Source organism: Pseudomonas sp. PB106 (assembly GCF_009764645.1).
Classification (GTDB): domain Bacteria; phylum Pseudomonadota; class Gammaproteobacteria; order Pseudomonadales; family Pseudomonadaceae; genus Aquipseudomonas.
In genome coordinates this window covers 1-21,162 of sequence record NZ_RWIM01000053.1, presented here as the reverse complement: position 1 = coordinate 21,162, position 21,162 = coordinate 1, and the positions used below count along the sequence as shown (strand labels likewise).

Sequence of the window (21,162 nt, the reverse complement as noted above, 5' to 3'; positions counted from 1 at the left end):
CCGTGCTTATTCGCCCATCTGCCGCATGGACATTGGGAATTGATCTTTGCCATAACCGCCAGTGCAGTCGGCGACCGTGGTCGCTCCCTTGCGGCAGTTGACCTTGGGCATGTCGTAGGTGCTGCCATCGCCGCAAACGGCCTGGCCCTGACTGTCGATGGCGAGGCTGCCGCCCTTCATGGAGGCGGCGACCGGGCCGCTGCATTTCGAGCCATCAGCCTGATGCACTGTCACTTCACCCTTGCCGTCCTTGAACTGGTATTCCAGGCGCAACGGCTTGCCGGTGCGGCGGTCTTGAATGCCGGCGCCAGCACGGTATTGGCCATCGAGGAAATCGGCGGCGCCGTCAGCGGCATTGGGCGGAATGCTCAGCGCCGGACCTGCTTTGGCAGCGGCGGCTTTGTCAGGGTCGGCCGATGGTGGGGCAGGCGGTGCCGTCGGGTTTTCCGGGGTACTGGCTGGGGGTGCGGCCGCCGGATCCTGAGTTACGCCTGCGTTCTCGGCAGCTGCTTGGTCGCCTTCGAGAACCGGGGCTTCTGCGCCTTGCGTCTCGAGCACGGCGGCGCCGGTGTCGACGCTCGCGCCAGTGCCGGTTACCGGGACGCCATTGAGCGTTGTCGCGGTGCCGACGGGCAGTGGTTCAACCTGTCTTTCTACGGGCACGACGCCCTCGGGCAGCAAGTCGACGGCCACCAGTGGAATCGGCACGCAGCCGCGCAAGCCGAGCAATAGCCACAACAGCAGCAACAGTAACGGCAGCAGCAACAGCCACCACCAGCGTCGCCACCAAGGGCGCGTCACGACCGGAACCACCGGCGCGATGGGGGCCACTGCCGGTGCTGGGGTTTCGGGAGGCAAGGTGAAAACAGGCGGAACCTGATAAAGGCAGTGCAGCGGATCGCGGTTGCGGTCGGCGCCGGCGTGCTCGAAACCCCAGAAGGTCAGCACGGGTTTGCCTTGCACCAGGTAGACGAAGTTTTCGTCGGGGAAATGGATGACGCGCTTGAGCAGCTTGCCGAACACGGCTTTGTCGCCCTGCTGCGGCTCGTCCGAATCAGTGCCGAGGAAACGCAGGCTCAGCTCTTCGAGTGCCGTCTTCAGCGCTTCCAGTTGGCGGCGTGCAGGCGCGCGCTCTTCTTCGGTCGCGCTGCTCCATGGGATCACATCGCCGTCGAGACCGCTGTACCAGTCGATCTGGTTACCGAGTTCATCGCTCTGAGGAATGGCCAGGTGATCGACCAGGTCGGGATTCTTGCGGCGAATCGCTTCGCGCAATTGCAGGGCAGCCCGGTAAACCGGTTGGCCTGTTTCGCCCAAGGCAGTGAATGACCCGCTCTTACCGCTGCGTAGTAGTGCCCCGCGCATCCATACTCCATATGTTCCGTTGCGCAATGACAGGCGGAAATGCCTGTGCCTTGCTCCTGCATTTAGCTGGCGACCTTAATGTCATTATGATGTCGCCGTCAATCAGCCGTTAGGCCAAAACCGAACGAGGCTAGCTGAAGATTGCGAACCTCGCTCGGGTTTAATTTGCCTTTCCTTGAAGGTTGATTTGGATCAGGGGTTTCTACGCTTGCTGAAACGATTCATCAGCGCTATAAAAACCCTACAAATCCAATAAAAGGCACGCCCATGACTTCGCTTAAACTCGCTGTTGCCCTCGCCACGACGGCGGCGGCTTCCCAGGCCATGGCTTGGGATTATGTCCTGCTCGACACCGACAAGCCTGCGCAAAACTGGTCCCTGACCAGTGAACAACTGGGCGTCAAAACCGACAAAGCCTTTTCCGTGACCCTGCGCACCCTGCATGGTGGTCGGCAGGAGGGTGTGAGCATTGTCGACATCGATAACGGCACGATGAAGCTTTCGGTGGTGCCGACCCGTGGCATGAATGTCTTGCAGGCCACGGTTGGCGATGTGCGCATGGGTTGGGATTCGCCGGTCAAGGAAGTGGTCAACCCGGCCTTTATCGAACTCAATGGCCGTGGCGGTTTGGGTTGGCTGGAAGGCTTCAACGAAATGGTGACCCGCTGTGGTTACGAATGGGTCGGCCATCCGGGCATGGACAACGGTGAGCTGCTGACCTTGCACGGTCGCGCCGCTAACATTCCGGCAAGCAGGGTCAGCCTGCATATCGACGAGCAGCCTCCTTATGCCATCAGCTTGCGCGGCGAGTTGAAAGAGCAGGCATTCAAGAAGGTCGACTTCTCCGTGGCCACCGAACTGGTCACGGTGCCGGGCAGCACAACGTTCGCGCTGAACGATACGCTGACCAACAATGGCGACTATCCGAAGGAATATCAGGCGCTTTATCACAGTAATTTCAGTACGCCGTTTCTCGAGCAAGGCGCCCGGTTTGCAGCGCCGGTCAAACAGGTCTCGCCGTTCAACGACAAGGCCAAGGGCGAACTGGCCTACTGGCAGACCTATCGCGCGCCGACCAAGGATTACGACGAAACGGTTTATAACGTCGTGCCCTATGCGGATGCCAAGGGTCAGACTCTGACTGTTCTGCATAACAAGGCGGGGAGCCTGGGTGTTTCTGTCGGCTTCAATACTCAACAGCTGCCGGTGTTTTCCCTGTGGAAAAACACCGATACCCAAGGGCAGGGCTACGTCACGGGCCTTGAGCCGGGGACCAGTTTTTCCTATAACCGTCGCTATCAACGGCCGTTGAACCTGGTGCCGACCATCGCGCCGAAAGCCAGCCAACAGTTTCAGATCAGCTACAGCCTGTTGGCAGACAAGGGCGCTGTGGATAACGCGTTGAAACGCGTCAGCGAGATTCAGGCAGGCCGGGAAACCGAAGTACGGCAAACGCCGTTGGTGGATTTGACTGTGCATTAAGGCGAAGCCGGGCGGTACTGCAGAGCCTCGGCCACATGCTCGCGCTTGATTGCATCGACTTGTTCAAGGTCTGCCAGCGTGCGTGCGACCTTGAGCAAGCGATGCGCCGAGCGCAGGGACAGGGTCAGCCGCTCGCACGCCGACTCCAGCCATTTCTCATCAGCTGTGGATAACGTGCAGTGGCGCTTCAGACCCGGCAGATCAAGAAACGCGTTGGCACAGCCCTGACGTTTGTGCTGGCGCTCACGTGCCTCTGCGACCAGAACGGCGGCGCTGGCGCTATCGTCTCCGGGCTTGACCACGGGATTTAGTGCGGTGGGTTCGCGTGCCACTGTTAGATGCAGGTCGATGCGGTCCAGCAATGGCCCCGACAATTTGTTGCGATAGCGCTGAACCATGTCCGGCGTGCACGAACACTTGCCGCTCGGTTCGCCAAGATATCCACAGGGGCACGGATTCATCGCTGCCACTAATTGAAAGCGCGCCGGAAAGCGCACCCGATCCTTGGCTCGGGCAATCACGATATGGCCGGATTCCAACGGCTCACGCAGCACCTCCAGAACGCGGCGATCAAACTCTGGCAGCTCATCGAGAAACAGCACGCCGTGATGGGCGAGGGTGATCTCGCCGGGTTGCGGTTTCGAACTGCCGCCGACCAGCGCCGGCCCGGACGCGGAATGGTGCGGTTGGCGAAACGGCCGCTGCGGCCAATGGGTGAGGGGAATGCCGCTGGCCACCGACTGAATCGCCGCCACCTCAAGGGCTTCGCTCTCGGACAGCGGCGGCAGCAATCCGGGCAAGCGGCTGGCTAATAATGTCTTGCCGGTACCGGGCGGCCCGCTGAACAGCAGATTGTGTGCACCTGCCGCCGCAACCAGCAGCGCGCGTTTGGCAGCAATCTGCCCTTGAACCTCGTTGAGGTCGGGATAGGGTCTGGCGGCATGGATCAAACCGTCCGACACGTAAGGCTCAACCGGCGTGTGGCCATTGAAATGTGCCACCGCTTCGAGCAGATGATCCACCGCAAACACCTTCAACCCCGACGCCAGACACGCCTCCTCGGCATTCGCTCGCGGCACCACCAGCGCCCGCCCGGCCTTGCGCGCTGCGAGTGCCGCCGGCAACACCCCGCGCACCGGTCGCACGGCGCCGGACAACGCCAACTCGCCGAGGCATTCCACATCGTCGAGGGTCAACGTTGGCACCTGCACACTCGCCGACAGAATTCCCAGGGCAATCGCCAGATCGAATCGCCCGCCGTCCTTGGGTAAATCGGCAGGCGCCAGATTCAAGGTGATCCGCCGCGCCGGAAACTGCAGGCCGGAATTGATGATCGCGCTGCGCACGCGATCCTTGCTCTCTTTCACCGCCGCCTCGGGCAAGCCGACCATGGTCAGCGAAGGCAGACCGTTGGCGAGATGGACTTCGACAGTGACAGCGGGGGCATCCACGCCAATCTGGGCGCGGCTGTGGACGATGGAGAGAGACATGATGTTCCTTGAGTTGTTCGCAAACCGCTTCCTGCGGTTCAAGCAGCGTAGAAGCGATTAGGGGCAGTCTGCGCAACTTGAAACGTTTGGATATATCTCCAGATATTACCCGCGCAACTCGACGAAGGCTGGCTCACTGATGGCAACCGGCACTGTGTACGAACGTACCTAATTACTTCATTTGGCGAATGACTGTAGTTCCTTTACTTGCGTATATCAGCGTTGCAAAGCTGGATAGGATCTCTAGCGCTGCAACGAATTGTTAACTTTCTGATTAGCCGAAAAGGAATGAGTCATGACTGTAAATCTGGACGTGGTAAGTGCCGATCAAATGCATTTGGAAATTCTGGACAGCGATCCTTATGAAAATCGCGACTTCTTCTGGGAACAACATCGATTTGCCCGGGATGGTTATTTGAAGATCAATCACCTGATTGATCCCTTGGTTCGTGACGCTATCATGGCCGATGTTAAGTACCTCATGGCCAATCACGCCAAACGCCGCGATTTTCTCATTGAATCCACTGGCAATACACCTCGCTACTTGAGCAATGTTTCGCGGGATAATATTGAAGAGTTTGGTCGTTACATTCCGCTGGCTTATAACTCGCAGTATCTCATGAGTCTGATTGGCAATATTGTCAAGGAAGAAGTCATTCCGACGCCATGGAAGTGGGACAACTACATTATCAATAGTCAGCACAAGTCCGGAGATACGCACGGTTGGCATTGGGGTGATTACCCATACACCATCATCTGGATCGTCGAAGCGCCGAGTATTGAATCCGGCGGTCTACTTGAGTGTGTACCGCACACCAACTGGGACAAACAAAATCCCCGTGTCGAAAATCTACTCGTCGAAAATACCATTGACTCGTACTTCCACATGACTGGCGATGTTTACCTGCTCAAAGCCGATACCACTCTGCACCGGGTCAAGCCTTTGACTCAGGATGTTCAACGGATAATTCTGAACACTACCTGGGAGCGTGCACGCGACCGTGATCGCCATGTTGAACATGAGACGTTTGTTTTCCGTGACTGAAAGTGAGTCGGTGCCTGATCATGAGTACAGTCAAATATAGCCACACTAATCTGATAGCGTCGGACTGGAAAAAGCTCGCCAAATTCTATTCCGAAGTTTTTGGTTGCGAGCAGGTCGGCCCAGTCAGATCTCTTTCCGGGCTAGGTGTTTCCGGGGGGACAGGAGTCCAGAACGCGCGCCTTGAAGGTGTGCATTTGAGATTTCCGGGGTTTGGCCCGGAAGGGCCGACACTTGAGATATTCCAGTATCAGGAAACGCTTGAGCGAGAAACGGCGTACGCCAATTCGAAGGGGCTGACGCATATCGCCTTTGAGGTAACGAATATGGATGAGATCTGCGCGAAAGTCATACGGCAAGGCGGCTGGATGCTTGGCAAGTTAGTGCGTCAGGAAGTTGAAGGGGTGGGAGTCTGTACTTTTGTATATGTGCGGGATCCTGATCGAAACATTATCGAAATCCAAATGTGGGATCACCATTGATGGCAGTCCTGGCGCAGTTCGACCTGGTAAAACCGAGATACCCGAAAACTGATCCGCGCATGAACAGCTTTTATGAGTCCACGCGCTACGTAAACAATCTTGCAGAACAACATCCGGGGTTCATATGGCGGGAACTCAACGAGGACCAGGCATTACTGGATGAGTTATGGGGCAAAGGCTATCTCTATACCCTTTCGGTCTGGACAAGTCCCGAGTCGCTAAAGGATTTCTTGTACAAGACGCCCCATAACGAGTTCAGGAAGCGCGGCGCTGAATGGTTCCTTCCTGTCAGTAAGCCGCGAGTGGTTATGTGGTGGGTGGAGGAGGGACACATTCCAACTCTGAAAGAAGCCCACGAAAAGATACAGATTCTTTATGAAGTGGGGCCTTCTTACCAAGCGTTTGACCTGAAAAATAGCGCATTGCCAATCGTTATTTATTAATAGGAAGTTGCGAAATGGAATTTGAACAACGCAGTGGCCAGCAACGTATGGCCGATTACTATCGACTGTTCCTGAACGACCCCGCAGTGTTGGTGAACCAAGGAGCAGACATTCATGCGATGCGTAAGGATGTCGAACGAATCGAAGATGAATGGACGGCGGCTGAAGAAGCAAAAATTGACAGGCGCGAATTGCCAACCACCAAAGAAGATTTTCTGACGTGGTATCTGGACTGTGAAAAGAAGATTAACGAAGACATTGAGTTTTTCATCGGTTTTATGAGAAACACCGCAACCCTAGAACAGGTTGCGTACTACATCTGCATGGAAGAAATGGTGGACGGTTCGTTTGACGACCTCATGGCCGTCGTGCAGTTGGGGATGCCCATTCATTGCAAGATGGTAGCGGGCGAGAACTATTGGGATGAAATGGGCAATGGCAATTTTGAATATGTCCACACCACGATGTTCAAAACGTCATCTGCCTACATGCGTAACGTGCTGGCGCATAAAAATATAACACCTGAGATTCCGCCAAAAGAGTGCCTGATGAATGGCAATATTTTGTTGATGTGGGCGGTGCGCCGGGAATACAACATGCGCCTGATCGGAGCGATGGGCCTGGTGGAAGGGTCTGCTCCGACTAGATTTGGCGCCACCACGCGAGCGCTGGAGCGTCTGAACCAGCCCAAAGATGTAATTGCTTATCACAAGGCGCATATCGGCATTGATACCCATCACAGTGAAGCCTGGCTCGACACCGTCCTGGAGCACTACGCACAAGGCGGCACGAAGGTCATTCAGGAACTGGCGATGGGCGTTCTCATTCGATACAACGTTGCCGTGCGCTACTACCATTACATGTATGACGCGATGCGGGGGATCTGATCATGACTTCCCTTCCCTCGATTGTTGTCATTGATCCGGTAAGTTCCGGGCGGCGCTACGGACTCGAAATTTCCAAAAAGGGTTTCCGCTCTATCGCACTGACGACACGTGATCGTTTCCCAGGGAATCTTGATCGTTTGCACAGTTGTGAAGGATTCAGCGATTCGATCAAGGCCTATGACTTTGACGAGGCGGTTGAAAAACTTAGCGGCCTGAATGTCCAGGCGATCATTCCCGGGTCTGATTCTGCGCTGAAATTCACTGATCGCCTTGCGCTTCATTTTTCCCTTGTCGGCAACCCGCTGTCGACTCGCCAGGCGCGCGCCAATAAGTTCTCCATGAAACAGCAATTGAGGCTGCGTGAGGTGCCAGCAACTCCGTCCGTGCAGGTTTCGCTGGATCAGATGATCAGGGGCGAATTGCCGGAGCTCCAATTCCCGGCGGTTGTTAAGCCCAGTCAGGGCACGGGAGCGAAAAACGTCAAGGTCTGCCACAACCGGGGCGAGGTCTATAAGGCATTGGCAGCGATCGAATCGGCCAACGACGGACATGTCGATGAGGAACGAGGGGCGCTCATTGAAGAATTTATTGAAGGCCCTGAGTTTTTTATTGCCACGGCGAATTTTGGAAAAGATGAGAAAAAGCAGATTCTTTGCTTCGCCGAGTACGAAAAAATCAGTATCGGAAACAACCCAAGCATCTATAAAAACATTCGATCCCTTCCGCCCCTGAGTGAGCAAGCCCTCCAGGCTTTCAGCTATATCAAGCAAGTAAACGAGGCGCTTGACGTTGACTTCGGGATAAACGATGTCGAGTTCAAGATCAATGAAAAGGGCCATTTCATCATTGAGCAGAACGGACGCTTGCCAGGCGCCAATGTGCCTTCGCTCATTGAAGCGTGCACGGGTCTCAATTGTTATGACCTGAATCTGGATATTTTTTTGGGCCAGTCAGATCGCGCAGTGTCGGAGGTGCAATACCAAAAGCATTTCTGTATTTGCTGCCTGATCAACGCAGAGGCAGGTCAGATCCAGTCCATTGATGGCTTGGACGTGGTGTCAAAACTGTCTTCGGTTCACGACATCAACTTGTTGGTGAAGGAAGGCGACCATGTACAGGACACCCAGGACTTCCTGTCCACTTGGGGGTTCGTCTATCTGGTGCATGAGGATCCAAAGGTTCTCGCGGAGCATTCCAGAGTCGTCCATGAAACCCTGCGTTTGCAATACATCTGAGTCCGGCTGCCGCGGTTGCCTGTGGGCGACCGTCAAGCTTGCATGTTCCAACAGGTAAAGTACCCAGGTAGTTCCAGGAGAATGTATGTCGCATTGGATGCTTCAGGTTTGTCTGATATTAATGGTCGCGATTTTGCTCGGACGATTGGCCGAGAAGTTTGGGCTGAGCCGGGTGATAGGAGAAATCGCTGCGGGATTGCTTTTGGGGTCTTCCGTGTTAGGTGCACTGTCTCCAGCGGTGTCAGGGTTCCTGTTCAATACGGATTCATTGAGTAATCTGAAGGTTTTGGCCGAGCTTGGCCTGGTCCTTCTGATGTTTGAGATCGCCTGGCATGCTCCCGTCGGACAAACAGCGCATCGTCCGGCGTCCAGGCTGGCACCCATTACCATTGCCCTGTTCGGAATGCTGGCGTCGTTCGTCATTGGTTGTGCCATCGCGATTGTTTCGAAAACGGCTTTGGCACCGGATAAAGGATTTTGGTCCTACATCCTCTTTTGTGGGTTGGCGTTGTCCGTGACTGCGCTTCCCGTGCTGGTTCGAATCATTGCCGACACTCGAAATATTCAGGCTGATTCAGCCTCCTATGCGCTGTCGTCGGCAATTTATACCGATATTTTTGCCTGGCTGGGCGTTGCCCTTCTGGTGGCTTTTCACTCTATGAGCGAAACCGATCTCCTACAGTCACTGATCAAGACTTTGGCATTGCTGGGGTTTTTCTTAGTATCTTTCTACCTGGTAAGGCCCTTAGTACTAAGAATTCAGTTTGGTTCAACTACCGGAAGCCAGCACCTCAGAATCACACTGGCCTTTTGTTATTGTCTCGTCAGTGCGGAAATTACCGGCAGGTTGGGGTTTCACCAAGCCATCGGCGCAATCGTGGCCGCCTATGTTTTCTGCAAGATGCCTGGGCTCGAGCAACAGTGGAACCAGACGGTCGGCAAATTTTCCAGTGTGTTTCTGACACCTTTATTCTTTGCCTTTTCTGGACTTCAAGCCTCTTTTGGTGCCTTTTCGCAGGGCAGTATCTGGGGATGGCTAGGCATTTTCATACTGGGCGCTTTTGTTGGAAAAATCGGTGGATCTTACTTGGGCGGCAGACTCAGTGGGCTTAAGCCGTCGACCGCAATGGAGGTTGGCGTTCTAATGAATACCAAAGGACTGGTGGAACTAGTGGTTCTAAGTATAGGTCTTCAGTTAGGTATTCTCTCCGTAACTACTTACAGTGTTCTTCTGGTACTGGCCTTAATCTCCACCGTTATGACTACGCCAATGTTGAATCTTTGGATTCAATATTCAACAAGGTGTGAAAGTAGAATGTCCAAAAGTGCAGTTGAAGCAAAAGTTTGACTTTTTTATTGAAATCGGTTTATTTTGCGGCTGAATTGGATCCAATAAAAAGGACTTGTTATGGACATATTGATGGGCTTTGTTGCTGCTTTGTTTTGGGGGGGAACAGACTTCCTGGTCGGGTTGAACGCCAGGGCAGTAGGTGTCAAGCGAGCCGTTTTTTTTGGTCAGGCACTCGGCTTCATTTTGATGAGTGCGCTATTGCTCATCTACCCCGCCTACCTCATCAAGTCGTTGTCCGCACCGCTACAAGTCTGGGTCTTGGGGGGCATTGCCGCCCTATTCACGGTGGCAGGAGCACTGGCGCTGTCAAAGGCGTTCGCTTTGGGCAAGGCTGCAATCGTTGCGCCACTCGTAACCTCTTACGGCGTATTCACAACTGTCTTGGCATGGGCGAGCGGTGACATCATTGTGCTCACTCAGTTTGTGGGTATCGGGGTTTGCGTGATTGGTGTTCTACTCACAAGCGCACATGACAGTGCTGAGGGCGAATTAAAGCGCAAGAACAAAGCGTCAATCATTTATGGACTGCTCGCAGCCATCCTGTATGGCACAAGTTTCTGGATTCAAGGTAAATACACGCTGCCGTCGTTAGGACCTATTACCATGTTGTGGGTGGGTTACGCAGTGGGCTTGTTTATCCTGTTCTTTATGGTGTTGAAAATCGACTCAGGCTTGAAATTGCCACCGGCCAAAAGTTTTGGCACGTTGACCAGCGCAAGCTTGTTGAATCTGGGTGGTTTTTCGGCGTTCTCATTTGGCGCCATTCACGGCTCAGTATCTGTAGTGACCGTTATCAGTACTTTGTCAGGAGGCATCGCCGCAGTGTTGGGATACCTTTTCTTCAAAGAGCGACTGTTGCCCATTCAGGTGAGTGGCATATGTCTGGTGTTGGTCGGGGCAGTAATTCTTCATCTGTTTCATTGATTTTTTTCAAGGAGGAATGCAAACGTTTGCCGAGTAATAAAAACACGATCCGGTCTGATAAAAGTCCAGCATTAAAAGAATCAACTCCTGTTGTTCATTAGCCTGTACAGGGGGCGGGACTTAAAATAATACAGAGGATAGTTGGTTGTTAAAGTTGTCAGCCGACGAAGACTTCATCATCGTCATTTACCGTCTATAGTTATGACTGAATCCCTGTGCCTTGTTCATGGTTTTTCAGTCTAGAGATAATAAAACATCTTCCCGAAGGATTGAGAATAACTATATGCATAAGGGTCATATCGACATGCTGCCCTGCATGGCTGCGTTTGCAGTTGTTGTTGAGACGGGCAGCTTTATTGATGCTTCCACTAAACTTGGTGTGTCAGCTTCAGCCGTGAGTCGACAGATTTCAAAGTTGGAAGAGGCGTTGTCAATGCGTTTGTTGGAGCGTAGTACCCGTCAGCTGAAAGTCAACGCAGATGGCGTAAAAATATACTCTCATTGCCGAGCGCTACTGCATTCGTCGTCGAGAGTCTTCGAGTTAAAGGAAGAGCTGGTACGTCCGCAGGGACTTATCAGGGTTTCTGCGCCGAAGATGATGAATAATATCTGCAATCAACTGATGCCGGAGTTTCTGAAAAAATACCCGGATATCAATGTTCAATTCATATTTGATAATTCGGAGTTGAACCTCATTTCCCACGAAATTGATCTGAGTATCCGGATTACTGATTCACCGCCCTTGGGCTTGATCGGGCGCAAGCTGTTCAAGGTTGGCTACACCCTCTGCGCGTCGCCCGACTATATCGCCGAGCGTGGGATACCGCTTCACCCTGCAGAGTTGGCCGAGCACAGTTGTATTGTTATGGCTGATAATCTGGAAGGCGAAAAATGGGAGTTCGTTAACGGTGACGACAGGGTTCAAATCAGTGTGCGCGGACGTTACTGTTCAAATGACAGTGAGGCCGTTCTCGAAGCAACCATGAGTGACTTGGGTATTGCCTGTGTACCGTCAGCGACCGCTGAGCAGGCGCTGAGGGAAAAACGTCTGTATTCCGTTCTGCCTAACTGGCGTTATTCGGGGGCATCGCAAGGCATGGCCTGGTTGCTGTATCAGCCAAACCGGCATGGTTCACAGAAACTGAAGGTCATGGTCGATTACTTGCTTTCGAAGCTCTACTGCATCAACTGAACTGACCGCTTTCTGTCCCCGCATCCAAACATGACGCGGGGGCAGATCGGCTGCCTGTTATTGATCAGGGGCGGTCAGCTTCGCTTCCAACTCAGCAACTTTCGCTTCAAGGCTCTCCAGTCGGGCACGAGTACGCGCCAACACAACCATCTGACTATCAAATTCCTCACGGCTCACCAGGTCCAGTTTGCTGAAGGCACTCTGCAGCAGCATCTTGAACTGGCTTTCGATTTCGGCTTTCGGCAGCGGGGTGTCGCCGTTGAACAGGCGGGAGGCGGTGCCGCTCAGGGCGTCGAGGAAGTCTTTGGGCGCGAGCATGGTGGATGTCCTGGAAACAATGGCCGGCAGTGTATCACGCAGTGTCTATTGTCAATCTCGTGGTCAGGGATGCACGCTTTTCGCGCAGGCGGACGGACGGCGGCGCACCGTTGTTGTGCGTATCCGGATAGCGTTTTGGGCGCAATGGCTTGCGGCAGCGGCCAAGGGATTGAAATCAGGGGGTTTTGGCGAGATGGCAAGGTTTCTGCTTAGTCACCTTCGACCCATGCACTGATGCAGTCGCTGTGACGAATGCAGTGCGGCAGACGGAGCGGGGAGTTTCGTCAGCAGCGGTTAGCTGGCGTCAGTCGGCTAGGTAAGGCCGACGATGCGTTACAAAGCCAGGCACTGCGCTTAGACTTGAGTCGGGTTTGTTTTCCTGGGGCAAGTCCACCAATTCGGGAGAGAGTTTCATGAAGCTAGTCACTGCCATCATCAAGCCGTTCAAGTTGGACGACGTGCGCGAGTCGCTGTCCGAAATCGGCGTGCAGGGCATTACCGTCACTGAAGTCAAAGGCTTCGGCCGGCAGAAGGGTCACACCGAGCTGTATCGCGGCGCGGAATATGTGGTCGATTTTCTGCCCAAGGTGAAAATCGACGTGGCCATCGACGACAAGGATCTGGATCGGGTGATCGAGGCGATCACCAAGGCGGCCAACACCGGCAAGATCGGTGACGGCAAGATCTTCGTGGTCAATCTGGAACAGGCGATTCGCATCCGTACCGGCGAAACCGATACCGACGCGATTTAAACGCCGCCACAAACCCCAACGCCCCAGGAGAAAACAATATGACTCTGCGTAAATTCGCAGGGCTAGGAGCCCTGTTGTCCATCGTAATGCCAAGCCTTGCAATGGCGGCAGACGAAGTGGCGGCCCCAGTCCTCAATTCCGGCGACACTGCCTGGATGCTCACCTCTACAGCCCTCGTGCTGTTCATGACCATCCCGGGCCTGGCGCTGTTCTACGGCGGCATGGTTCGCTCGAAAAACATTCTTTCCGTGATGATGCAGTGCTTCGCCATTACCGGTCTGATCAGCATACTGTGGGTCATTTATGGCTACAGCATTGCGTTCGACACTACCGGCATGGAGCAGGGCGTCGTCAACTTCAACTCGTTCTTCGGCGGCATGGGCAAGGCGTTCCTCGCCGGTGTCACGCCTTCGAGCCTGACCGGTCCTGCGGCGCTGTTCCCTGAGGCGGTGTTCATCACCTTCCAGATGACCTTCGCGATCATCACCCCGGCGCTGATCGTCGGTGCGTTCGCCGAGCGGATGAAGTTCTCCGCGATGCTGATCTTCATGGGCATCTGGTTCACCCTGGTTTATGCGCCGATCGCGCACATGGTCTGGTCCGGCAACGGCGGCCTGATGTGGGACTGGGGCGTGCTCGACTTCGCCGGCGGCACCGTGGTGCACATCAACGCTGGTGTGGCCGGTCTGATTGCCTGCCTGGTACTGGGCAAGCGCAAAGGCTTCCCGACTACCCCGATGGCCCCGCACAACCTCGGTTACACCCTGATGGGCGCGGCGATGCTGTGGGTCGGCTGGTTCGGCTTCAACGCCGGCTCCGCTGCAGCGGCCAACGGCACCGCCGGCATGGCGATGCTGGTCACCCAGATCGCTACCGCTGCTGCCGCGCTGGGCTGGATGTTTGCCGAGTGGGTCACCCACGGCAAGCCAAGTGCACTGGGCATCGCCTCGGGTGTGGTTGCCGGTCTGGTCGCAATCACTCCGGCTGCCGGTACCGTGGGCCCGATGGGCGCACTGGTGATCGGTCTGGCAGCAGGCGTGGTGTGCTTCTTCTGCGCAACCACCCTGAAACGCAAACTCGGTTATGACGATTCCCTGGATGCCTTCGGCGTGCACGGTATCGGCGGTATCCTCGGCGCGATCCTCACCGGCGTCTTCGCTGCACCGTCGCTGGGTGGCTTCGGCACCGTGACCGACATCGCCGCACAAGTGTGGATTCAGTGCAAAGGCGTCGGCTTCACTGTCATCTACACCGCGATCGTCACCTTCATCATCCTCAAAGTCCTGGACGCCGTGATGGGTCTGCGTGTGACCGAGGAAGAAGAGTCGGTCGGCCTCGATCTGGCACAACACAACGAACGCGGCTACAACCTGTAAGTACGCGCAGTAAAAAACTTGCCCGGTTCGCCGGGCATTTTTTTGTCTGGAATTTGTCATTGAGAGAGCAGCTGAAAGGATTTTTCGTACGCCTTTAGTCGTGTTTACGACGGGCCTTTTTCTGCCGCCAATGGCTTACATCATTGAGCGAATATTAGGGCCTTTGTTTTTTCCCAGAGCGCGCTAGAATGCGCCCCGAACGTGCGGAGAACTGTATGTGGCAACAGACTCTGATAACCCTGCGGGCAAGGCCCCGGGGCTTTCATCTGGTAACGGACGAGTTACTCGCCGGCCTGCCTGAACTCAGGGAGTGCCGGGTTGGTCTGTTGCATTTGTGGCTGCAGCATACCTCGGCGTCGTTGACCATCAACGAGAACGCCGATCCGGCGGTCCGTCGCGACTTCGAACGATTTTTCAATCGTCTGATCCCACAAGGAACAGACGGCTATGAGCATAACGACGAAGGCCTGGACGACCTCCCGGCGCACTTCAAGGCCAGCGTGCTTGGTTGCCAGATCAGTCTGCCGGTTTCGGCAGGTCGGTTGGCACTGGGGACCTGGCAAGGCGTTTATCTGGGCGAGCACCGTGATCATGGCGGTGCTCGAAAAGTCCTCGCCACCTTGCACGGTGAAGGGGCGTAAACCGTTGGTCACCAATGGTTACTGATTTTTTAACGGCGACTTTCGACAGTTGCCAAAGCTGGTCTATAACTAATCTGCTTTTCGCAAGTCATGAGGTAGAACATGAGCGACGATGATCTGGAAAACGACGACCTCGAAGTAGGCGACGAAGACGAGGCCGGGGAAGGCCTGGAAGCGGCAGCGGAAGACGTTGCCGATGACGATGGCGGCGAAGACACGCCGGCCCCGGCTGCCAAAGGCAAAGCCAAGGCTGCGGTGTCGGTAGACGAGTTGCCGAGCATTGAAGCCAAGAACAAGGAACGCGACGCCCTGGCCAAGGCCATGGAAGAGTTCCTGTCGCGTGGCGGCAAGGTTCAGGAAGTGGAGGCCAATGTGGTCGCCGATCCACCGAAGAAACCGGACAACAAGTACGGCAGCCGCCCTATCTGAGGCGTGCCGCATGCTTTCTGAAAAAGCCCGCCGTCGCTGCGGGCTTTTTCATGTCTGGAATAAATATTGGAAGGCGATGCAGACCCTGTGGGAGCTGGCTTGCCAGCGATGGCGGCCTGTCAGACAACATTGATGTTTAATGTGCTGGCCTCATCGCTGGCAAGCCAGCTCCCACAGGGAGTGATGTAAATTCAGGGTCAGTGTTGGGCATTCCAGCGGGCGAGCACCGCTGGCAAATCGGTCAGGCTGCGGATTTCGGCATCCGGTAGACGATCCGCTTCCCACGGTTTGCCCGCCGGGTTAAACCAGATCGCCCGCAACCCCGCCTGCTGCGCTCCGGCAATGTCATCACCCGGATGATCACCGATATGCACGGCGGTTTCGGCCGTGGCGCCACCACGCTGCAAAGCTTCGTGAAACAACCGCGCATCCGGTTTGGCGATGCCGATATCTTCCGCGCACAACGCAAATTTGAAGTAATCCGCCAACCCCAATCGACGCACATCGGCATTGCCATTGGTGACCACGCCAAGGGCGTAATGATTGGCGAGAATCTCCAGCACCGGCTCGACTTCAGGGAACACTTCGATCTGATGCCGGGCATGCAGGAATACTTCAAAGCCCTTGTCTGCCAAATCGGTTGCTTCGCCATGGGCGTATCCTGCGTCTTCCATCGCATGAAACAGCACTCGCCGACGTAGCGCGCTGATCCGGTGCTTGAGCCCCGGTTCGTTAGCCAGCACACGCTCACGAATCGCCCACAAATGTTCGACCGGCACCGCGCCGAGATTCGGCGCATGTTCGCTCAGCCATTCGCGCAATACCGCTTCGGCGCTGACAATCACCGGGGCGGTGTCCCACAGGGTGTCGTCGAGGTCGAAGGTGATCAACTGGATGCTCATGAATCGTCGCCTTTCATACGTTTGGCCCGTGGATGGGCACTGTCGTAGACCGCCGCCAGGTGCTGGAAGTCCAGGTGCGTGTAGATCTGCGTGGTCTTGATGTCGGAGTGGCCGAGCAATTCCTGTACCGCGCGCAGGTCCTGCGAGGATTCCAGCAAGTGGCTGGCGAAGGAGTGGCGCAGCATGTGCGGGTGCAGGTTCTGCCCCAGTTCGCGCTCGCCGGCCAGTTTGACCCGTACCTGAATCGCTCGTGGGCCAAGGCGCCGGCCTTGCTGGCTGACGAACACGGCGTCGTCCGCTGGGTTGGTCATCGCGCGCAGCGGCAGCCATTGTTCGATCGCTTCGCGGGCCTTTTTACCGACCGGCAGCAGGCGGGTTTTGCTGCCTTTGCCGAGCACTTGCACCATGCCGTCGGCGAGGTCGAGTTGATCGAGATTGAGCCCGGTCAGTTCGGAAAGGCGCAGGCCGGAGGAATAGAACAACTCCAGAATCGCCTGATCGCGCCGCGCCAGAAAATCATCCTCGACCGCGCCTTCAAGCAGTTGCAGCGCTCGGTCGGTATCGAGGGTTTTCGGCAGACGTCGCTCGCCTTTCGGCGGGGCCAGACCGGTCGCCGGATCATGGTCGCAAAGGCCTTCGCGATTCAGATAGTGATAGAGCCCGCGCACCGCCGAGAGCAGGCGAGCGAGGCTGCGCGAAGACTGACCTTGCGCATGCAAACGGGCGATCAGGCTGCGCAGGCGCTGAATGTCCAGCGCGGCCCAACTGCCGATGTTCTGTTTGACGCACCAGCCGAGGACTTTATCGAGGTCGCGGCGGTAGGCCGACAGCGTGTGCGGCGACACCTGTCGCTCACTGCGCAGGTGTTCGCAGTAAGCGTCCAGTTGTCGTTCCATTTCAGCGCACCGAGCGCAGGGAGCTGTTGACCCGTGGCAGCACGCGGCCCATGACTTCGGCGATGTAGCTTAAGAACAGCGTACCGACCGAACTCTTGTAGTGCTGCGGATCACGGCTGGCGATCGCCAGAATGCCGTGAATACCTTGATGGCTGACCGCAACCACGGCGGTGGAGCCGATCTGCTTGCGCTGTTCTTCGCCGAAGAGGAAATCCAGTTCGTGCTCGCGCAGGCTGCCGCTGACGCTTTTGCCTTCGGTGAGCAAGCCGCCGATGGCGACTTGGGCGTCAGCGTGAGTAACCCAGCGACCGACCGGCGCCGGGTTGTCGCCGAGCAGGATCAGGCTGACAAAAGGCACCTGAAAATCCTGACGCAAACTGTCTTCGACGCTGATCACCACGTCTTCCAGGCTGGAGGCGTCCATCAGGGAAAGAATGAGGCGGCGGGTCTTGTCGAACAGCCGATCGTTGTCACGGGCGACGTCCATCAACTGCGAGAGGCGGTGACGCATCTCGATGTTGCGGTCGCGCAGAATGGTCATCTGCCGCTCGACCAGCGAAACGGTGTCGCCGCGCTGGTGCGGGATGCGCAGGGCGGGCAGCAGTTCTTCGTGCTCGACGAAGAAGTCCGGGTGCGCCTCGAGGTATGCGGCAACCGCTGCCGCCTCCAGGCTCTCGGACGCGGATTCGTCGGACTGTCGGGCGGGTACCTGAGGCTTATCGGTCATGGTTTCTGCTCACTCAAAGACGTACTTGTCCTTCGTATACACGCACTGCCGGACCGGTCATCAGCACCGGTTGGCCTGGGCCTGCCCACTCAATGGACAGACGCCCGCCGGGCAGGTCGATCAATAGCGGCGAATCCATCCACCCCTGGCTGATCGCAGCGACAGCCGCTGCACACGCGCCGGTGCCGCAGGCCTGGGTTTCCCCGGCGCCACGTTCCCACACGCGCAATTGCGCGCGGTTGCGGTCGATGACCTGGAGAAAACCGACGTTGACCCGTGCCGGGAAGCGCGGATGGTGTTCGATTTTCGGCCCCAGTTCATGTACCGGTGCGCTGTTGATGTCCTGCACGCGCAGCACTGCGTGAGGGTTGCCCATCGACACGGCAGCCAGTTCGACCGTGGTGCCGTCGACTTCCAGCTGATAGCTGATGGCCTTCGCTGGCGCGTCGAACGGAATGTCCGCCGGCACCAGACGCGGGGCGCCCATGTTCACGCCGATCTGGCCGTCGTTACGCACGTCCAGTTCGATGATGCCGCCCTTGGTCTCGACACGGATCTGCCGTTTGGCGGTCAGGCGCTTGTCGAGCACGAAGCGCGCAAAGCAACGCGCGCCGTTGCCGCACTGCTCAACTTCCGAGCCGTCGGAGTTGAAGATCCGATAACGGAAATCCACGTCCGGGTTGCTCGGCGCCTCGACGATCAGCAACTGGTCGAAACCGATGCCGGTGTGCCGATCGCCCCATTGCTTGGCGTGCTTTGGCTGAATATGCGCGTGCTGGCTGACCAGGTCGAGAACCATGAAGTCATTGCCCAAGCCGTGCATTTTGGTAAAACGCAGCAGCATGGGTTACTCCGGCAGCAGGCTTTCGCCGGCAAACAGCTCGGCCACGGTTTCGCGGCGGCGCACTTCAAAAACCTGATCACCGTCTACCAGCACTTCAGCGGCACGGCCGCGAGTGTTGTAGTTGGAACTCATCACAAAACCATAGGCGCCGGCCGAATGCACGGCCAGCAGATCGCCTTCGGCCAGAGCCAATTCGCGATCCTTGGCGAGGAAGTCGCCGGTTTCGCAGATCGGGCCGACGATGTCGTATTTGCGCGCAGCGGTGTCACGCGGTTTGACGGCGGTGACGTCCATCCACGCCTGATACAGCGCCGGGCGGATCAGGTCGTTCATCGCCGCGTCGACGATGGCGAAATCCTTGTGCTCGGTGTGTTTGAGGTACTCGACCTGGGTCAGCAGCACGCCGGCATTGGCAACGATGAAGCGGCCCGGCTCGAACACCAGTGCCAGATCACGACCGTTGAGACGCTCGCGCACGGCTTTGATGTAGTCGGCAGCCATCGGCGGCTCTTCATCGCGATAACGCACACCCAAACCACCACCGAGATCGATGTGGCGCAAGTGAATGCCGCAATCGCCGAGACGATCGACCAGATCCAGCAGGCGGTCGAGGGCATCGAGGAACGGTGGCAGCGTGGTCAGTTGCGAACCGATGTGGCAGTCGACACCCACCACTTCCAGGTTCGGCAGATGCGCGGCGCGCACGTACACGTCTTCGGCGTCGGCAATGGCGATGCCGAACTTGTTCTCTTTGAGACCGGTGGAAATGTACGGGTGGGTGCCGGCATCGACGTCCGGGTTCACCCGCAGCGAAACCGGTGCGCGAACGCCCAGTTCGGCGGCAACCACTTGCAGGCGCTCCAGCTCATCAGTGGATTCGACGTTGAAGCAGTGCACGCCGACTTCCAGCGCGCGACGCATGTCGTCACGGGTCTTGCCGACGCCGGAGAAGACGATTTTGTCAGCGCTGCCGCCAGCGGCGAGGACGCGTTCCAGCTCGCCACGGGAAACGATGTCGAAACCGGCGCCGAGACGCGCCAGGACATTCAGAACACCGAGGTTGGAGTTGGCCTTGACCGCAAAGCAGACCAGGTGCGGCATGCCGGCCAGCGCATCGGCGTAAGCCAGATATTGGGCTTCGATGTGCGCGCGCGAGTAGACATAAGTAGGCGTGCCGAAGCGATCGGCGATGGCGGACAGCGCCACACCTTCCGCGAACAGTTCCCCGCCACGGTAGTTAAAAGCGTCCATGGCGATCCCTTATTGGTAAACGTCGTGCTTGTGCGCCTTGGAGGCAGGCTTTTGTTGCGACGATTTGGCTTGCTCGGCCGGATCCTGGTCGTCATCGGGCAGGTACAGCGGGCCTTTCTGACCGCAGGCCGAAACAAGGCAGGCAACCGCGACGAGCGCAGCAAGGGAAGAGATCAGGCGCTTCATGGCGAAATCCTTGAAAATGCGTTAATTGCGCCGGAGTATACCGGCCACCCGGCAGCTTGCCTATGCGAGGGGGTTCCCGTCCGGCGGGGCTTGTTCGCCAGCATGTAGAACCCTGTGGGAGCGGGCTTGCCCGCGATTACGGTGGTTCAATCGAGCTCAATGTTGAATTTGCCGGCCTCATCGCGGGCAAGCCCGCTCCCACAGGGACCAGGTTTGTTACGTCGATCGGTGCTTGGTCGTTAATCTTTGCAATCGGCCCGAAGCGTCCGTATCTTTCGGCGCTTGAGCCTGATCAGACATTTTTTGAGGTTGCCGCAATGAGTTTGTCCGAAGCCCGTTTCCACGATCTGGTCGATGAAACCCAGGAAAAGCTGGAAGACATCTTTGACGAAAGCGATCTGGATATCGATATGGAGAACTCGGCCGGTGTCCTCACCGTCAAGTTCGAAAACGGCTCGCAGCTGATCTTCAGCCGTCAGGAGCCGCTGCGTCAGCTGTGGCTGGCGGCGGTGTCCGGTGGCTTCCACTTCGACTACGACGAAGAGAGCGAGCGCTGGATGTGCGACAAGAGCGAAGAGCAGCTGGGCGAAATGCTCGAGCGCATCGTCAAGCAGCAGGCCGGCGCCGAATTCGATTTCGAAGGTCTGTGAATCCGTGACTGACGCCGCTCCTGTTCGTCCACCGAAGCCGCTTTACAGCAACATCAGCCCGGCCGTGCCTTCGCCGTGCAGCGGCGTGTGCCGACTGGATGAGCACAAGGTCTGCCTGGGCTGTTTCCGCCATGTCGAGGATATTCGTGAATGGCGTTCGGCAGACGATCAGCGCCGCCGGGTCATCTGCGCCCAAGCCTGTTCCGACGATAACCATCAGCCCGCTGTGCGTTTTCCGTTTCGCCCTTTTTCCGGCTGCTATTTATTACAGGCCCAGGTACATGCCCGAATACGTCA

General features: G+C 56.7%; 23 protein-coding genes and 1 pseudogene. 15 read left to right on the top strand and 9 right to left on the bottom strand.

Going from position 1 to position 21,162, the window contains the following annotated elements:
* Nucleotides 1-6: 6 nt before the first annotated feature.
* The gene (locus tag EJA71_RS07315; protein WP_158955530.1) at nt 7-1,365 is read right to left on the bottom strand and encodes an SrfA family protein; all 1,359 of its coding nucleotides are present in this window, start codon (nt 1,363-1,365) and stop codon (nt 7-9) included.
* Nucleotides 1,366-1,632: 267 nt separating this feature from the next.
* On the opposite strand from EJA71_RS07315, the gene EJA71_RS07310 reads away from it, so the two are divergent.
* Nucleotides 1,633-2,847 carry an aldose 1-epimerase family protein gene (locus EJA71_RS07310; RefSeq protein WP_158955528.1) on the top strand — a complete coding sequence of 405 codons (1,215 nt, stop codon included), beginning with the start codon at nt 1,633-1,635 and terminating at the stop codon, nt 2,845-2,847.
* Here EJA71_RS07310 and EJA71_RS07305 read toward each other — a convergent pair.
* Nucleotides 2,844-4,337 carry a YifB family Mg chelatase-like AAA ATPase gene (locus tag EJA71_RS07305; RefSeq protein ID WP_158955526.1) on the bottom strand — a complete coding sequence of 498 codons (1,494 nt, stop codon included), beginning with the start codon at nt 4,335-4,337 and terminating at the stop codon, nt 2,844-2,846. The genes EJA71_RS07310 and EJA71_RS07305 overlap by 4 nt on opposite strands.
* Before the next feature lie 295 nt (nt 4,338-4,632).
* On the opposite strand from EJA71_RS07305, the gene EJA71_RS07300 reads away from it, so the two are divergent.
* The 8 genes from EJA71_RS07300 (at nt 4,633) to EJA71_RS07265 (ending at nt 11,893) form a co-directional block, all read left to right on the top strand.
* A complete protein-coding gene (locus EJA71_RS07300) occupies nt 4,633-5,382 on the top strand; it encodes an ArpA protein (protein WP_158955524.1) in 750 nt (249 codons plus the stop codon).
* 20 nt (nt 5,383-5,402) lie between these two features.
* Nucleotides 5,403-5,861, top strand: coding sequence for a VOC family protein (locus tag EJA71_RS07295; protein WP_158955522.1), 459 nt, complete (start codon nt 5,403-5,405; stop codon nt 5,859-5,861).
* Entirely contained in the window at nt 5,861-6,304 is a 444-nt protein-coding gene (locus tag EJA71_RS07290) for a DUF3291 domain-containing protein (protein WP_158955520.1), read from the top strand. Before EJA71_RS07295 ends, EJA71_RS07290 begins: the two co-directional genes overlap by 1 nt.
* 14 nt (nt 6,305-6,318) lie before the next feature.
* Entirely contained in the window at nt 6,319-7,191 is an 873-nt protein-coding gene (locus EJA71_RS07285) for an iron-containing redox enzyme family protein (RefSeq protein WP_158955519.1), read from the top strand.
* Nucleotides 7,192-7,193: 2 nt separating this feature from the next.
* Nucleotides 7,194-8,426, top strand: coding sequence for an ATP-grasp domain-containing protein (locus tag EJA71_RS07280; RefSeq protein WP_158955517.1), 1,233 nt, complete (start codon nt 7,194-7,196; stop codon nt 8,424-8,426).
* 85 nt (nt 8,427-8,511) lie between these two features.
* Nucleotides 8,512-9,774, top strand: a complete 1,263-nt coding sequence (locus tag EJA71_RS07275) for a cation:proton antiporter (protein WP_158955515.1) — start codon at nt 8,512-8,514, stop codon at nt 9,772-9,774.
* A gap of 60 nt (nt 9,775-9,834) precedes the next feature.
* The gene (locus EJA71_RS07270; protein ID WP_158955514.1) at nt 9,835-10,701 is read left to right on the top strand and encodes a DMT family transporter; all 867 of its coding nucleotides are present in this window, start codon (nt 9,835-9,837) and stop codon (nt 10,699-10,701) included.
* A gap of 283 nt (nt 10,702-10,984) precedes the next feature.
* Nucleotides 10,985-11,893: a LysR family transcriptional regulator gene (locus EJA71_RS07265; RefSeq protein WP_158955512.1), complete on the top strand. Its 909-nt coding sequence runs from the start codon at nt 10,985-10,987 to the stop codon at nt 11,891-11,893.
* Between the two features lie 57 nt (nt 11,894-11,950).
* On the opposite strand, the gene EJA71_RS07260 is transcribed toward EJA71_RS07265, so the two are convergent.
* Nucleotides 11,951-12,211 carry an accessory factor UbiK family protein gene (locus tag EJA71_RS07260; protein ID WP_158955510.1) on the bottom strand — a complete coding sequence of 87 codons (261 nt, stop codon included), beginning with the start codon at nt 12,209-12,211 and terminating at the stop codon, nt 11,951-11,953.
* 413 nt (nt 12,212-12,624) lie between these two features.
* Between EJA71_RS07260 and glnK the strand changes: the two genes are divergently transcribed.
* From glnK to sutA, 4 genes are all read left to right on the top strand, one after another.
* Nucleotides 12,625-12,963 carry a P-II family nitrogen regulator gene (glnK, locus tag EJA71_RS07255; protein WP_002555808.1) on the top strand — a complete coding sequence of 113 codons (339 nt, stop codon included), beginning with the start codon at nt 12,625-12,627 and terminating at the stop codon, nt 12,961-12,963.
* Between the two features lie 38 nt (nt 12,964-13,001).
* On the top strand, nt 13,002-14,339 hold the full coding sequence (locus EJA71_RS07250) for an ammonium transporter (protein ID WP_158955508.1): 1,338 nt from the start codon (nt 13,002-13,004) through the stop codon (nt 14,337-14,339).
* Between the two features lie 215 nt (nt 14,340-14,554).
* Nucleotides 14,555-14,980, top strand: a complete 426-nt coding sequence (locus tag EJA71_RS07245) for a secondary thiamine-phosphate synthase enzyme YjbQ (RefSeq protein WP_007920418.1) — start codon at nt 14,555-14,557, stop codon at nt 14,978-14,980.
* 102 nt (nt 14,981-15,082) lie between these two features.
* Nucleotides 15,083-15,409: a transcriptional regulator SutA gene (sutA, locus tag EJA71_RS07240; RefSeq protein WP_158955506.1), complete on the top strand. Its 327-nt coding sequence runs from the start codon at nt 15,083-15,085 to the stop codon at nt 15,407-15,409.
* A 197-nt stretch (nt 15,410-15,606) separates the two neighbouring features.
* Here sutA and EJA71_RS07235 read toward each other — a convergent pair whose 3' ends face one another.
* From EJA71_RS07235 to EJA71_RS07210, 6 genes are read right to left on the bottom strand one after another with little or no spacing between them, the layout of a single operon-like run.
* A complete protein-coding gene (locus EJA71_RS07235) occupies nt 15,607-16,311 on the bottom strand; it encodes an HAD family hydrolase (protein WP_158955504.1) in 705 nt (234 codons plus the stop codon).
* A complete protein-coding gene (gene xerC / locus EJA71_RS07230) occupies nt 16,308-17,207 on the bottom strand; it encodes a tyrosine recombinase XerC (protein WP_034152032.1) in 900 nt (299 codons plus the stop codon). The genes EJA71_RS07235 and xerC overlap by 4 nt, the downstream gene beginning before the upstream one ends.
* 1 nt (nt 17,208) lies before the next feature.
* Nucleotides 17,209-17,934 (bottom strand): DUF484 family protein, encoded by a 726-nt coding sequence (locus tag EJA71_RS07225; RefSeq protein ID WP_053124974.1) that lies wholly within the window; start codon nt 17,932-17,934, stop codon nt 17,209-17,211.
* A gap of 13 nt (nt 17,935-17,947) precedes the next feature.
* A complete protein-coding gene (gene dapF / locus EJA71_RS07220) occupies nt 17,948-18,778 on the bottom strand; it encodes a diaminopimelate epimerase (RefSeq protein WP_158955502.1) in 831 nt (276 codons plus the stop codon).
* 3 nt (nt 18,779-18,781) lie between these two features.
* Nucleotides 18,782-20,029, bottom strand: a complete 1,248-nt coding sequence (lysA, locus tag EJA71_RS07215; protein ID WP_158955500.1) for a diaminopimelate decarboxylase — start codon at nt 20,027-20,029, stop codon at nt 18,782-18,784.
* A gap of 9 nt (nt 20,030-20,038) precedes the next feature.
* Nucleotides 20,039-20,215: a lipoprotein gene (locus tag EJA71_RS07210; RefSeq protein ID WP_122594558.1), complete on the bottom strand. Its 177-nt coding sequence runs from the start codon at nt 20,213-20,215 to the stop codon at nt 20,039-20,041.
* A 317-nt stretch (nt 20,216-20,532) separates the two neighbouring features.
* Between EJA71_RS07210 and cyaY the strand changes: the two genes are divergently transcribed.
* Together cyaY and EJA71_RS07200 are read left to right on the top strand one after the other, a co-directional pair.
* Entirely contained in the window at nt 20,533-20,865 is a 333-nt protein-coding gene (gene cyaY, locus EJA71_RS07205) for an iron donor protein CyaY (protein WP_007911100.1), read from the top strand.
* A 4-nt stretch (nt 20,866-20,869) separates the two neighbouring features.
* Nucleotides 20,870-21,064, top strand: a pseudogene (locus tag EJA71_RS07200) (DUF1289 domain-containing protein); the annotation flags it as partial.
* Nucleotides 21,065-21,162 lie beyond the last annotated feature (98 nt).

Coding starts and splice junctions, on each gene's coding strand:
- EJA71_RS07295 (WP_158955522.1), top strand. CDS start 5,403: ATGAGTACAGTCAAATATAGCCACACTAATCTGATAGCGTCGGACTGG.
- EJA71_RS07285 (WP_158955519.1), top strand. CDS start 6,319: ATGGAATTTGAACAACGCAGTGGCCAGCAACGTATGGCCGATTACTAT.
- EJA71_RS07245 (WP_007920418.1), top strand. CDS start 14,555: ATGTGGCAACAGACTCTGATAACCCTGCGGGCAAGGCCCCGGGGCTTT.
- cyaY (WP_007911100.1), top strand. CDS start 20,533: ATGAGTTTGTCCGAAGCCCGTTTCCACGATCTGGTCGATGAAACCCAG.
- EJA71_RS07315 (WP_158955530.1), bottom strand. CDS start 1,365: ATGCGCGGGGCACTACTACGCAGCGGTAAGAGCGGGTCATTCACTGCC.
- EJA71_RS07250 (WP_158955508.1), top strand. CDS start 13,002: ATGACTCTGCGTAAATTCGCAGGGCTAGGAGCCCTGTTGTCCATCGTA.
- EJA71_RS07235 (WP_158955504.1), bottom strand. CDS start 16,311: ATGAGCATCCAGTTGATCACCTTCGACCTCGACGACACCCTGTGGGAC.
- lysA (WP_158955500.1), bottom strand. CDS start 20,029: ATGGACGCTTTTAACTACCGTGGCGGGGAACTGTTCGCGGAAGGTGTG.
- EJA71_RS07260 (WP_158955510.1), bottom strand. CDS start 12,211: ATGCTCGCGCCCAAAGACTTCCTCGACGCCCTGAGCGGCACCGCCTCC.
- EJA71_RS07265 (WP_158955512.1), top strand. CDS start 10,985: ATGCATAAGGGTCATATCGACATGCTGCCCTGCATGGCTGCGTTTGCA.
- glnK (WP_002555808.1), top strand. CDS start 12,625: ATGAAGCTAGTCACTGCCATCATCAAGCCGTTCAAGTTGGACGACGTG.
- sutA (WP_158955506.1), top strand. CDS start 15,083: ATGAGCGACGATGATCTGGAAAACGACGACCTCGAAGTAGGCGACGAA.
- EJA71_RS07270 (WP_158955514.1), top strand. CDS start 9,835: ATGGACATATTGATGGGCTTTGTTGCTGCTTTGTTTTGGGGGGGAACA.
- EJA71_RS07210 (WP_122594558.1), bottom strand. CDS start 20,215: ATGAAGCGCCTGATCTCTTCCCTTGCTGCGCTCGTCGCGGTTGCCTGC.
- EJA71_RS07275 (WP_158955515.1), top strand. CDS start 8,512: ATGTCGCATTGGATGCTTCAGGTTTGTCTGATATTAATGGTCGCGATT.
- EJA71_RS07305 (WP_158955526.1), bottom strand. CDS start 4,337: ATGTCTCTCTCCATCGTCCACAGCCGCGCCCAGATTGGCGTGGATGCC.
- EJA71_RS07310 (WP_158955528.1), top strand. CDS start 1,633: ATGACTTCGCTTAAACTCGCTGTTGCCCTCGCCACGACGGCGGCGGCT.
- dapF (WP_158955502.1), bottom strand. CDS start 18,778: ATGCTGCTGCGTTTTACCAAAATGCACGGCTTGGGCAATGACTTCATG.
- EJA71_RS07300 (WP_158955524.1), top strand. CDS start 4,633: ATGACTGTAAATCTGGACGTGGTAAGTGCCGATCAAATGCATTTGGAA.
- EJA71_RS07225 (WP_053124974.1), bottom strand. CDS start 17,934: ATGACCGATAAGCCTCAGGTACCCGCCCGACAGTCCGACGAATCCGCG.
- EJA71_RS07290 (WP_158955520.1), top strand. CDS start 5,861: ATGGCAGTCCTGGCGCAGTTCGACCTGGTAAAACCGAGATACCCGAAA.
- xerC (WP_034152032.1), bottom strand. CDS start 17,207: ATGGAACGACAACTGGACGCTTACTGCGAACACCTGCGCAGTGAGCGA.
- EJA71_RS07280 (WP_158955517.1), top strand. CDS start 7,194: ATGACTTCCCTTCCCTCGATTGTTGTCATTGATCCGGTAAGTTCCGGG.